Genomic DNA, 11,740 nt, shown 5'->3' with positions numbered 1-11,740 from the left:
TCTAACTTCTGGTGGCAAATTAATTAAAGGCATTTTTGAAGGTGAAACAATTAACACCCCATCAATGATTGCGGTTGAAGATTGTATTGATGGCCTCAAATGGGCGAAATCTATCGGTGGATTAAATGCTTTAATAACTCGTTCAAATAACAACCTCAAAGCTCTTGAAAATTGGGTTGCGAAATCAAATTGGATTGGCTTTTTGGCAAAAGATAAAAATATTCGCTCAAACACTTCAGTTTGCTTGGAAATCACCGCCCCTTGGTATAAGGCAAAAACAGCAGAAGATCAGGCGGAAATCGCTAAAAAACTGGTAAAAATTCTTGAAGATGAAAAAGTTGCTTATGATATCGGCGCTTATCGTGATGCCCCTGCTGGTATTCGCATCTGGTGCGGTGCAACGGTTGAAACATCTGACATTGAAGCATTAACCGAATGGCTTGACTGGGCTTTTTCAACGCTTGAAGCTCAAATTGCTAAAGCTGCTTGATATATACATAATTATATAGTATAATAATGTATATACAATGAATTATCTATGCAAGTTCAATTCTCAAAATGGGGAAATTCTCTAGGTTTAAGAATCCCAAAACACATTGCCGATGAAGTTAAAGCAACAGATGGTGCAGTTGCGAATATTGAAATTATTAAGGGAAATATAATTATTTCACCAAAAAATAATTCTTACAACCTTGATGATTTATTATCAAAAATTTCAAAAAAAAATATACATAATCACATTGAAGAAAATTTTTTAGGAAAAGAGGTTTTTGAGTGAAATATATTCCAGAAAAAGGTGATATAGTATGGCTTAATTTTGAGCCTCAAGCTGGCAAGGAAATTCTAAAAAGAAGACCAGCGATAGTTCTTTCACCTAAAAAATATAATCAGCTTACAAGTATGTTCATTGTTTGCCCTGCAACTACTAAAATTAAAAATTATCCTTTTGAAGTTGAATTTTCTATAGATAAAAAAGCCAAAGGTGCATTTCTAGCCGATCAAATAAAATCTCTTGATTGGAAAATTAGAAAAGTAAAATTTATTAAAAAATCTGATTCAAAAACCCTTAATGAAATTTTAGCAAAAATCTCCGCTTTAATATTTTAGCCTAATCAAGCAACCAACTTCTTCCTTCTCTCTAGAATTTCAGTGAATTTTGAGAATAAATATTCTGCATCTCTTGGCCCTGGGGAAGCTTCTGGGTGGTGCTGAACCGAGAATACATCCTTGCCAACCAGCTCAATACCTTCGTTAGTATTATCAAACAGAGAGATGTGAGTTTCTTTAACATTTCTCGGCATAGATTCACGAGTTACAGCAAATCCGTGGTTTTGGCTGGTGATTTCAACTTTACCTGTATTCAAATTTTTCACTGGGTGATTCGCCCCTCTATGCCCTTGATGCATTTTAATAGTTTTGCACCCAAGCGAGGTTGCTAGGAGCTGATGCCCCAAGCAAATTCCAAAAACTGGAATATCAGATTCAACTATCTCTTTAATTACTGAACCTGCATATTTGGCGGTTTGCGAAGGGTCTCCGGGGCCATTTGAAAGAAAAACCCCATCAGGATTATAATCTAAAATTTCTTTCGCAGAAGTTTTAGCTGGCACAACTTGAACTTCACAGCCACTATCAACTAAATTTCTAAGTATGTTCTGCTTGATACCAAAATCAACCGCAACTATTTTATATGGCAGATTTTTTGGCTTGCGGAAGCTTTCAGTTGGTTGCTCCCAACCGCCTTCATTCCAAATGTAAGGTTTATCGCAAGAAACCTCGTTAGCCAACTCCGCACCTTCCATTTTTGGAACTGCTTTCAGCTTAGTTTTTAAGCCCTCTATATTAATTTCAGAAATTTTTTCAGCATAAGCAATAATACAATTTTGTGCACCATTAAGCCTGATATGACGGGTCAACGCACGAGTATCAACACCACAAATGCCAGTTACACCTTCAGATTTTAGCCATTCTGAAAAATGATGCTCCGCACGATAATTCGCAGGATTAGTAACTTCCGCACTGCTTATAAGCCCTTTTGCGAAGATCTTTTTGCTCTCATAATCATTTTTATTTGCCCCAACATTGCCGATATGCGGGAATGTGAAAGTTATAATTTGCTTGTGGAAAGATGGGTCAGTTAGGCTTTCCTGATAACCAGTAATTGAGGTATTAAAACAGATTTCCCCAGCGGTTTCACCCTTTGCACCAATTCCATAACCATGGAAAATTGTTCCATCTTCAAGTAATAAAATTGCATTTTTTTGAGGTATGAGAGGCATAGTAAAAAATATTTAGGCAAAATTTCTAGATTTAATAATTATTTTATAACTTAAATCCAGCAAAATTTTATTTTTTATTGTCACACCACGAATTTTTTCATTCCGACAAAATTCTAAGGTAATGACAATTTAAGATTTCCTGAGTAAATTCAAAACCTTTCTTATTGCCAAAAATATTCGTCAAGCTATAAGCTCTTAAAAAGCATTAATTCAACGCCTGATGATAGAGCAAACTAAAGATTACTATAGCGAAGAAGATATTTTGCTTCCTATGCTTTCTGCCCTCAAAGATGATGATCTTGAGGCGCTTCGCTCAATGCTTTCTGAAAATCACCCTACCGAAATTGCTGAATTACTAAACCTTTGTGAGCCAGAAGATAGGGAAAAAATAATCGCTGTTCTTGGTGATATTGATCCTGAAATCCTTACATTCCTTGATGATTCAGTGCGTGATGATATTCTTAAAATAATCGGCTCGCAATCAGTTGCAGAAGCTATTGAGGAGCTTGAAAGTGACGATGCAGTTCAATTAGTGCAAGATTTACCAGAGGAACAAATTGAGGAAATTCTTGAAGGCCTCTCCCTTGAAAAACGCCAAGAGGTTGAAGAATCCCTCAATTATCCTGAAGAATCCGCTGGCCGTTTAGCTAACAAACAATTCGTTACAATCTCAGATTTTGCTTCAGTTGGTGATACAATTGATTTAATGCGAACAAGTGAAAACCTGCCACAAGATTTTTATACTATATTCGTGGTTGATGAGGAAGGTCGCCCAACTCACTATATTCCTCTAAGCCGCATTATGAGAAATAAGCGGGAAGTTAAAGTTAGAGATTTAATGCAAGAAATTATAAAAATTATTCCCGTTGATACAGACCAAGAAGAAGTTGCGAATATCTTCCAAAAATATGGTTTAATCTCCGCACCAGTTGTTAATCATAACGGCAAAATGGTTGGTGTTATAACCGTTGATGACATCACCTATATCATCAAGCAAGAAGCCGAGGAGGACATTTTAGGAATGGTTGGCTTGACTTCTCAGAAGGATTTATTCGGCTCAGTTATTAAAAGGTTTTCCAGCCGAAGCCCTTGGCTTTTTATAAATTTAATTACGGCTTTTGTAACCTCTTTTATAATTAGTTTTTTTGAAAAATCGATTGCGGAACTCGTAGCACTTGCAACATTAATGCCAATTGTTGCCTCAATGAGTGGCAATTGCGGAACGCAAACTTTAACTATCACCGTTCGTGCTTTAGCTACAAAAGAATTAAGCTCAAACAATTTTTTCAAAATGTTAAAAAGAGAATTTTTAACTTCAATGTTAATCAGCCTTGCTTTAGGAAGCTCAGTTTTCTTAGTAAGTTTCTTGATGTACGAAAATTATTTATTAAGCTCAATAATATTTTCAGCGATAATTTTAACTTTCTTTTTAGCGTCAATTTCTGGCTGTGCAATTCCGTTTATTATGCAAAAACTTCGCTTTGACCCAGCTGTTGCATCATCTGTGCTTTTAACCGCAATTACTGATATGTCTTCCTTTTTTATCTTCCTTACACTTGCGACAAAAATTATTTTGCACTAAGATGGTTTATGGCTAGAAGGTATGAAGGATCGAAGGTATGAAGGATAATTTCCTTCTAACCTTCTGACCTTCACACTTTCCAACCTTCAATCCCTCAAACTATCAACTAAATGGAATCCTCTGAACTCATAGAAATTTGCAGGCAAGCAATATTCGTTATGCTTAAAGTTTCACTTCCACTTATGTTGGTGGCGTTGGTGGTTGGTTTAATTATATCACTTATTCAAGCATTGACACAAATTCAAGAGATGACTCTTTCATTTGTGCCTAAAATTATTACAATTTTTTTAGCATTAATTTTAGCAATGCCCTTTATGATTAACACCCTCGGCGATTTCACTGATGACCTCTTTAAGCGAATATCAGAGGGGAGTAAGTAATGGTTGATGGTTGATAGCAATTTGAAGATGCAATTCACTCTTTACGCCCCTCTCCCCTCGGGAGAGGGGTTGGGGTGAGGGCTAACAATGGTTTATTCCTCTTAACCATCAATTGTCACCCCGTGCTTGTCACGGGGTTAATGGTTGAAAGTGCCTCTAAATATTAAGTTTTGAACTTGTTTTATGGTTAACCCCATAATTAATGCGGGGTGACAATCAGTTGCAAAATAAAAAACTTACTTAAACAACCAAATTATCTGCATTTTTGCAGATTAAATAAAAAGACATCAAAATAAACATAAAAAATCTGTTTCAAAATATGACAAACCACAAAAAAGCCTGCGTGATTGGCTATCCAATCTCTCACTCACTTTCGCCTGTAATTCATAATTATTGGTTAAAAAAATATGGCATTGAGGGTAGTTATGAAGCAGTTGAGGTTGCACCAGAAAACCTTGAAAACTTCCTACTAAACCTTGACAAAAACGGCTATCGTGGTTGCAATATAACCATTCCGCATAAAGAAAGAGCATTTGAGGTTCTTGGAACTCCAGAACTTCAGAACTCCAGAAATCCGAATCTGAAGCTCCGAAGCTCCGAAGTTCCGGAGTTCCAAGAACCTTTGCCTGCCCAAGTTGCTCGCCTAATGGGTGCGGTGAATACTATAGTAGTTGATGAGAACAAAAATTTAGTTGCTACCAACACCGATTTTCTTGGATTCGCACGCAATCTAATAGAGAACGCCCCTGAGTTTGATTATGACAAATCCACTGCACTTATATTAGGTGCTGGTGGTGCTGGTAAGGCGATAGCATTTGCACTCGCATCAATGCAAGTTCCAGCCTTGGTGATAACCAATCGCACCCGTGAAAAAGCAGAGGAAATAAAAAATATAATGATAAATAATTTTGGTTTTCCAGCTTCAAATATTGAGGTTATTGATTGGGAAATGCGAGAGGAAATTTTGCCTCATATTAATATAGTTGTGAATACCACCTCGCTTGGGATGGTTAAGAAGGAAGGTGAGAAGGATGGAAGGTTAGAAGGCGAGAAAGATGGAAGTTTAGAAGGTCAGAAAGAAATTAACCTTCAATCCCTCAAACCTTCACCCCTTCAAACCATCAACCTAAAAACCCTTCCCCCCAAATCGCTAGTAACTGACATTGTTTATAACCCTCTTGAAACTGAGCTTCTAAAGCACGCAAGAGAACTTGGGCATATCGCCGTTGATGGTTTAGGAATGTTACTTCACCAAGCCGCCCCTGGTTTTGAGGCTTGGTTCGGTAAAAAACCCCTCGTTGATAAAGGCCTGCGAGAGGCGGTGCTATCTGCCATGGCTAATCGTTGATAACTACTATAGTTACCCCTCCCCCTGTTTACGGGGGGAGGGGGGGAGGGAGGGAGGGGGGCAAGAAAGCCCCCTCAGTAATAAAGAAGCCCCCTCCTAACCTCCCCCCGCAAGCAGGGTGAGGAATATTTTTCATCGAATCAACAAATCAACGATAACCGATTAAACATTTTCCTATTGAAATCTAAAACCAACCCCCTATATTCCCACTAAAAAAGTAGGGTTTTAGTTGCAGGAATTTGATAACATAACAAATAGCTCAGTTGAAAGTTCAATCAACCCTAAATTCCTAGCGTTTAAGGAAAACTATTCCTCGCTTGAAGCTGAGGAATTAATTGCTGCCGCGAATGAGTTTTTTGCCGCTGTTACCCCTCCCCCTGTTTACGGGGGGAGGCAAGGAGGGGGGCTTGAAAGCCACCTCATCAACAATGATAATGCCCCCCACCCCGCAACAAGTGCGGGGCAGGCTCTAACCTCCCCCCGAAAGCAGGGGGAGGACTATTTTTCCAATCAACCATCTACCATCAACCATCAACCAACTTTATTCTCCTTTTCTTCCTTCGGTTCGTGGTCAGCGTTGTTGCTTCATATGATTGCGGAGATTGATAAAAGCATTCCAGTTTTATTTTTAGATACTGGCAAGCACTTCCCTGAAACAATAAAATATGCTAATGATATTACAAAGCATTTGGGATTAAAAAATTTAATCACTCTTACGCCTGATGATAAAATCCTCTCTCACGCTGATATTTTTGGGAATTTATGGCAGAGCAATGTTAACCGCTGTTGCTGGATTCGTAAAGTTGAGCCGCTTGATAGATTCATTGATGAAAATACAAATCTTGAGGCGATAATTACTGGCAGGCGTGCTTATCAAACTAAAGAACGCCAACAGATGGAAAAAATTGAGCTTGATGATAAGGGCAAAATCCGTATAAATCCGTTAGCTTTTTGGAGTAAAGATAAAATTAAGGAGGAATTTAAGCGAAGAAACCTTTTCAACCACCCACTTGTGGAGCAAGGTTATCCTTCAATCGGCTGTGCACCTTGCACTCGTCAGGTGATGCCCGGTGAAGATGAGCGAGCTGGCAGATGGGCACATATTATAGATATGTCCAAAGATGGCGATATCACCGCCCAAAAACAAGAATGCGGAATTCACTTGAGTAAGAGTGAGGTAAGTGATTGGGTAATTTAGTTGGTTGGTAAAAATTGTTAATAGTTAATGGTTAATTGTTAATGGCAGAAAAGCAAAATAAAGGCTTTGAAAATTTGGAAGTGTGGAAATATTCTATAAACCTTATTAAGGAAATTTATTTAGTTACAAAAAACTATCCTAAGGAAGAGGTTTATGGTTTAACTGCTCAAATAAGAAGGTCTGCTATTTCTATAGCTTCAAATATTTCCGAAGGTTCAGCAAAATCAACATACGCTGAATTTGCAAGGTTTATTTCTATTGCATTAGGTTCTTGTGCTGAGCTAAAATGCCAAGTTATTATTTCTTATGAGATAGGCTATCTTGATGTTATGAATAAAAATTCATTAGCAGAAAAAATAAATATCATAGGTAAAATGTTAAAAGGATTAGAACGAAATTTAAAAGGAAGAGGTAAATAAAATGCTACAATCAACAATTAACAATCAACAATTAACCATCAACCAATCTAGTCACCTAGATCAACTAGAGGCGCAATCCATCTTCATATTCCGTGAGGCGTTCAACAAAATTAAGAACATCGCGATGTTGTGGAGTTTCGGCAAGGATTCTAATGTGATGATTCACCTTGCACGCAAGGCGTTTTTTGGAAAAGTGCCTTTTCCGCTTATACACTGCGATACTGAGCTTGAATTTGATGAAGTTTACGCGTTCCGCGATAAATATAAAAAAGAATGGAACATTGATTTCATCTCGGAAATCTGCCCACCTCTTGAGTCCACTGATGAATCGCTTCCACATTCAGCACGCGTTGCAGCTCGTAAAACTGGTGGCCTAAAAAATGTAATTCGCAAGCACGGATTCAATGGAATCGTTGCTGGTATCCGCCGTGATGAAGAGGGAACTCGTGCAAAAGAAAGATATTTCTCACCTCGTGATTCTGAAGGGGCTTGGGATGTTAAAGATCAACCGCCTGAATTTTGGGATCAATTTATGACGGATTTTCCTCCACAAACCCACGTTCGTATTCACCCGCTACTTCACTGGACAGAGCTTGATGTTTGGCTTTATATTCAGCGTGAAGAAATTCCAATCGTGCCACTTTATTACGCAAAGCCTTATCATATTTTAGAAGGCCGTGATTTTGGCGGTAAGCTGATGCGTTTCCGCTCACTTGGTGAAAAGGGCATTACTTGGCCTCTTGAAAGCCCAGCGGATACGATTGAAAAAATCATCGCAGAGCTTCGTGTTACTAAGGTTTCTGAGCGTTCTGGCAGGCCAATGGGTGCTGATGAAGATGAATCATCTTTTGAACGCCTCAGAGCCGCTGGATATATGTAATCTCATGGATACCATCTTCGCATTATCATCAGGTAAAGGAAAATCAGGCGTTGCGGTTATTAGAATTTCTGGCAGGGAAGCCTTGAGCTGCCTTAAAAAACTTGGTGTTGAGAAAAATTTATCTCCAAGAACTGCACATTTACTTAAACTTAAAGAAGGTGAAAACCTTATTGATAACGCACTTTGCATCTATTTTGATGCACCAAAATCTTTCACCGGTGAAGATGTGGTTGAGCTTCACCTTCACGGCTCTATCGCTGTAATTCGTAAGGTTTCAGAAATTTTATATAATATAAAAAATGTTCGCCCAGCTGATGCTGGCGAGTTTTCAAAGCGTGCATTTGAAAATGGTAAAATGGATTTATTGCAAGCTGAAGGTTTAGCTGATTTAATCCACGCTGAAACCGAAGCTCAGCTTAGGCAGGCGAATAAAATTATTGCGGGCGATGCCTCAAAAATCTATGATAATTGGCGAGAAAAAATTATTGAAATAATCGCTTTTATTGAGGCATTCGTTGATTTTCCTGAGGAAGATATTCCCACTGATTTAGATAAACAAGCACAACAAAAAATCGTAAATTTAATCTCTGAAATTGAAAATTTCTTGCAAGATAATCGTGCTGAAAGGCTTAAAAATGGTGCGGTTGCAACCATTCTTGGCAACCCAAATGTTGGTAAATCCACCCTTATCAATTTCTTAAGCAAACGCGATATTGCAATTGTTTCTGAAATTGCTGGCACGACCAGAGATGCAATAGAATCTAACCTAGAAATAAAAGGCTTTCCGCTTACAATTATTGATACCGCCGGCATTAGAAATTCAACCGATGCAATTGAACAAGAAGGCATAAAACGGGCTTTGGAAAAGGCAGAAAAATCTGATTTCAAAATCATTATTTTATCAGCGGAAGAATATCCAAATTTTGATAGTAAAATCACTGATTTAATTGATGAAAAAACCATTCTAATCATCAACAAATCTGACATCTTTAGCTTGGATAAAAATATAAAAATTAAAAATATTCAGCCAATAATTTGCTCAATAAAAAACCACATTAATTGTGAAGAAATTATTGAGAAAATTGTTCATCAATTAGAATCAATTTTACATCAAGAAAACCCAGTTATAACCCGTGCGAGGCATAGAAAATCTCTAGAGGAATGTAAGAATTATTTGCAGGAATTTTTAACCTCTCGCACGCAACAAAAGCCGATTGAAATTTCAGCCGAAGCCTTAAGAATTTCCGCCTCAAACCTCGGTAAAATCACTGGAAAAATTGATGTTGAAATGATTTTAGATAAAATTTTCTCTGAATTTTGTATCGGGAAATAAGCTTTTAACCACAAAGTTTTTACCCGCATTTATTGAGGAGTTAAGAATAGCTACACCATTATTCATTCCCGCCCCGTGTCAAGCACGGGGTAAACTCCAGCGAGAATCTATAATATAAAATATTGGATACCCGCCTTCGCGGGTATGAAGTGAAAGTGTTTATTTATATTTAACCCCGCAACAAGTGCGGGGTGACAATTAGTGGCTAAGGGGCTAAATCTTTGTGTAGCAATTACTCCCTCACCGCTCAAAAAACCCCTATATCTATTGACATTTAAATAAAATTAGGCTAAAATAAAGGTATATAACAACTAAATCATATTTTTTATGAGTGGCGGTGGAGCTAGTTCACATTTACAATCTGAAATGGGCAAGTCAGCTGGTGGTATAAATATCTTTATCTTTGGTCGTGCTGATAACATACCAGGCTTTCAAGATGTAAGCTATGGCGGTCACTACGATAACTCTCACGCTGGCAATTTTTCTCACGGCTTAGGTTCTGCGCATTCTGAAGGTATAGGTAGAGAATAAAAATCTCACCTCCCAATTCCCAAACCCCAATCTTATGAAAGAGCTTACTGGAAAAAAAGTTTTTCTAATTTTTACAATCTTTTTTGTAATTATTTTTGCAGTTAATTTTTATATGCTATATCTTGCGATTGATATTCAAAACAAAATAAAAGAAGTATCAGAGAAGCAAGAAAAAATTGATGGGCAATAACGCAAAAAGATGTTTACATTGTAGCACCGAATTTTCATCAGAAAGTGATTTTTGTTGTAGGGGCTGTGAGTCTGCATATAAAATAATTCAAGATTTTGGTTTGAAAAAATTTTATGATTACCGAAAATCTGAAACCTCTAACCTAGAAACTGCAAATATAAATTCTGAAATCATTGACTTCACTCAATTTGCCAAGAAAATTCCTGATAATAGTTTTGAAATTGAGCTTTCTGTTAAAGGTATAAAGTGCGGCTCTTGCGTTTGGCTTATTGAAAAAGCTCTGGAAAAACAACCTTCGGTTAAAAATTCTCGCGTAAATTTTACTACAGCAAAACTCTATATAAATTGGCAAGGTGATATTTCTGAAATCAATAATCTCTGCGGAATTGTTGCTCAAATGGGTTATGGCATAACGCCTTATGATCACAAAAAAATCTATGATGAGATTGAATTTGAGAAAAATTCTCTGCTCAAAAAATTGATAGTTTCAGGTTTTGCAATTGTCGCAGTGATGATGTTTTCAGATGGTCTGTGGGAGGATTCTCGCAAAAACATCGGCTCTGCTACTCACGATTTTCTGCACTGGATTTTGATTTTAATTGGCTTTCCTGCGATTATTTATAGCGGTTCATATTTTTTTAGTTCGGCGGTAAAATCCTTGAAGTCTAAGGCTCTCAATATGGATGTACCAATTGCTTCAAGCATATTGGTAATATTATTGCTAAGTTTTTATCAAGCGATAATAGGTGATGAAAATTTTTATTTGGATTCCGCAATAATGTTAATATTTTCCCTGCTAACTGGAAGATATCTTGAGCTTCAGGCGAGATATAAAGCCAAAGCTAGTGCGTTAGAAATGGTTGATTTGCTTACTGGTTTTGCAACCAAAATTAATGATGACGGCACTAAAAAAATTATCTCCTCAAAAGATTTGAAAGAAGGCGATATAGTTATAATTTCAGTTGGTGAAAAAATCCCCTCTGATGGCATTATAACTGAGGGAAACTCTGAGTTTGATACAAGTTTAATCACTGGTGAAACTTTGCCGAAAACTCTAAAAATTGGGCAAGCAGTTTATGCGGGAATGATAAATCTTGCGACGCCAATTAAAATTATCATCACAAAAGAAATTGCAAATTCACAAGTTGCAAAAATTTTGAATCTGCTTGAAAATGCTGAAAAATCCAAGACTGGCTATAGTTTACTGGCGGAAAAGGCCACAAAATTATATATTCCGCTAGTTTATGGTTCGGCATTATTTACAATAATTTTATGGTATTTTTTCTTAGGGGCAAGTTTTGAAAAATCTATAATTTATGCAGCTTCCGTGCTGATTATAACTTGCCCTTGTGCATTGGGGCTTGCAATTCCAGTGGTGAATGTTTTAGCGTTTGGAAAATTATTCAAAAATTCTTTAATGCTGAAAAATGGCGAAATTATTGAGAAAATTCCACTCTGTGATAAAATAATTTTTGATAAAACCGGAACGCTTACCGAAGGGAATTTCAAGATTTCTAATCTTTCAGATTTCACTGAGGAGGAGCTGAAAATTGCAACTTCCCTAGCGATAAAAAGCTCGCATATGCTTTCAAAAGCTATC

The 11,740-nt window shown here is 37.2% G+C and carries 14 protein-coding genes; 13 read left to right on the top strand and 1 reads right to left on the bottom strand.

What is annotated here, in order from left to right; translation table 11 throughout:
- From SFT90_07945 to mazF, 3 genes are all read left to right on the top strand, one after another.
- Nucleotides 1-490: hypothetical protein (locus tag SFT90_07945; GenBank protein ID MDX1950406.1), on the top strand; the 490-nt coding region annotated here is incomplete at its 5' end.
- A gap of 48 nt (nt 491-538) precedes the next feature.
- Nucleotides 539-778, top strand: a complete 240-nt coding sequence (locus tag SFT90_07940) for an AbrB/MazE/SpoVT family DNA-binding domain-containing protein (GenBank protein ID MDX1950405.1) — start codon at nt 539-541, stop codon at nt 776-778.
- Nucleotides 775-1,107, top strand: a complete 333-nt coding sequence (mazF, locus tag SFT90_07935; GenBank protein MDX1950404.1) for an endoribonuclease MazF — start codon at nt 775-777, stop codon at nt 1,105-1,107. Before SFT90_07940 ends, mazF begins: the two co-directional genes overlap by 4 nt.
- 5 nt (nt 1,108-1,112) lie before the next feature.
- On the opposite strand, the gene carA is transcribed toward mazF, so the two are convergent.
- Nucleotides 1,113-2,279 carry a glutamine-hydrolyzing carbamoyl-phosphate synthase small subunit gene (carA, locus tag SFT90_07930; GenBank protein ID MDX1950403.1) on the bottom strand — a complete coding sequence of 389 codons (1,167 nt, stop codon included), beginning with the start codon at nt 2,277-2,279 and terminating at the stop codon, nt 1,113-1,115.
- Nucleotides 2,280-2,499: 220 nt separating this feature from the next.
- Here carA and mgtE point away from each other — a divergent pair, with 220 nt between their 5' ends.
- The 10 genes from mgtE to SFT90_07880 form a co-directional block, all read left to right on the top strand.
- Entirely contained in the window at nt 2,500-3,861 is a 1,362-nt protein-coding gene (gene mgtE / locus SFT90_07925; protein ID MDX1950402.1) for a magnesium transporter, read from the top strand.
- Nucleotides 3,862-3,971: 110 nt separating this feature from the next.
- Entirely contained in the window at nt 3,972-4,241 is a 270-nt protein-coding gene (gene fliQ, locus SFT90_07920) for a flagellar biosynthesis protein FliQ (protein ID MDX1950401.1), read from the top strand.
- Nucleotides 4,242-4,560: 319 nt separating this feature from the next.
- The gene (locus tag SFT90_07915) at nt 4,561-5,589 is read left to right on the top strand and encodes a shikimate dehydrogenase (protein ID MDX1950400.1); all 1,029 of its coding nucleotides are present in this window, start codon (nt 4,561-4,563) and stop codon (nt 5,587-5,589) included.
- A 229-nt stretch (nt 5,590-5,818) separates the two neighbouring features.
- Nucleotides 5,819-6,787 (top strand): phosphoadenylyl-sulfate reductase, encoded by a 969-nt coding sequence (locus SFT90_07910; GenBank protein ID MDX1950399.1) that lies wholly within the window; start codon nt 5,819-5,821, stop codon nt 6,785-6,787.
- A 41-nt stretch (nt 6,788-6,828) separates the two neighbouring features.
- Complete coding sequence (locus tag SFT90_07905; protein ID MDX1950398.1) at nt 6,829-7,206, top strand: four helix bundle protein; 378 nt, start codon at nt 6,829-6,831, stop codon at nt 7,204-7,206.
- A gap of 1 nt (nt 7,207) precedes the next feature.
- Nucleotides 7,208-8,086: a sulfate adenylyltransferase subunit CysD gene (gene cysD / locus SFT90_07900; protein ID MDX1950397.1), complete on the top strand. Its 879-nt coding sequence runs from the start codon at nt 7,208-7,210 to the stop codon at nt 8,084-8,086.
- Entirely contained in the window at nt 8,043-9,419 is a 1,377-nt protein-coding gene (mnmE, locus tag SFT90_07895; GenBank protein MDX1950396.1) for a tRNA uridine-5-carboxymethylaminomethyl(34) synthesis GTPase MnmE, read from the top strand. Before cysD ends, mnmE begins: the two co-directional genes overlap by 44 nt.
- Nucleotides 9,420-9,746: 327 nt before the next feature.
- Nucleotides 9,747-9,950 (top strand): hypothetical protein, encoded by a 204-nt coding sequence (locus SFT90_07890; protein MDX1950395.1) that lies wholly within the window; start codon nt 9,747-9,749, stop codon nt 9,948-9,950.
- A 34-nt stretch (nt 9,951-9,984) separates the two neighbouring features.
- The gene (locus tag SFT90_07885) at nt 9,985-10,140 is read left to right on the top strand and encodes a hypothetical protein (protein ID MDX1950394.1); all 156 of its coding nucleotides are present in this window, start codon (nt 9,985-9,987) and stop codon (nt 10,138-10,140) included.
- The coding region (locus SFT90_07880; protein MDX1950393.1) for a heavy metal translocating P-type ATPase metal-binding domain-containing protein at nt 10,130-11,740 on the top strand (1,611 nt) is incomplete at its 3' end. The genes SFT90_07885 and SFT90_07880, both read left to right, overlap by 11 nt.

The sequence above is a fragment of the Rickettsiales bacterium genome (assembly GCA_033762595.1).
Lineage (GTDB): Bacteria > Pseudomonadota > Alphaproteobacteria > Rickettsiales > UBA8987 > JANPLD01.
The sequence above is the reverse complement of the archived record's forward strand: the minus strand, read 5'-3'. Positions and strand labels throughout refer to the sequence as shown.

What these genes read in the sequence shown, in the direction of transcription:
- SFT90_07940 (MDX1950405.1), top strand. Translation starts at nt 539, where the DNA reads ATGCAAGTTCAATTCTCAAAATGGGGAAATTCTCTAGGTTTAAGAATC.
- carA (MDX1950403.1), bottom strand. Translation starts at nt 2,279, where the DNA reads ATGCCTCTCATACCTCAAAAAAATGCAATTTTATTACTTGAAGATGGA.
- mgtE (MDX1950402.1), top strand. Translation starts at nt 2,500, where the DNA reads ATGATAGAGCAAACTAAAGATTACTATAGCGAAGAAGATATTTTGCTT.
- fliQ (MDX1950401.1), top strand. Translation starts at nt 3,972, where the DNA reads ATGGAATCCTCTGAACTCATAGAAATTTGCAGGCAAGCAATATTCGTT.
- SFT90_07915 (MDX1950400.1), top strand. Translation starts at nt 4,561, where the DNA reads ATGACAAACCACAAAAAAGCCTGCGTGATTGGCTATCCAATCTCTCAC.
- SFT90_07905 (MDX1950398.1), top strand. Translation starts at nt 6,829, where the DNA reads ATGGCAGAAAAGCAAAATAAAGGCTTTGAAAATTTGGAAGTGTGGAAA.
- cysD (MDX1950397.1), top strand. Translation starts at nt 7,208, where the DNA reads ATGCTACAATCAACAATTAACAATCAACAATTAACCATCAACCAATCT.
- mnmE (MDX1950396.1), top strand. Translation starts at nt 8,043, where the DNA reads ATGAATCATCTTTTGAACGCCTCAGAGCCGCTGGATATATGTAATCTC.
- SFT90_07890 (MDX1950395.1), top strand. Translation starts at nt 9,747, where the DNA reads ATGAGTGGCGGTGGAGCTAGTTCACATTTACAATCTGAAATGGGCAAG.
- SFT90_07885 (MDX1950394.1), top strand. Translation starts at nt 9,985, where the DNA reads ATGAAAGAGCTTACTGGAAAAAAAGTTTTTCTAATTTTTACAATCTTT.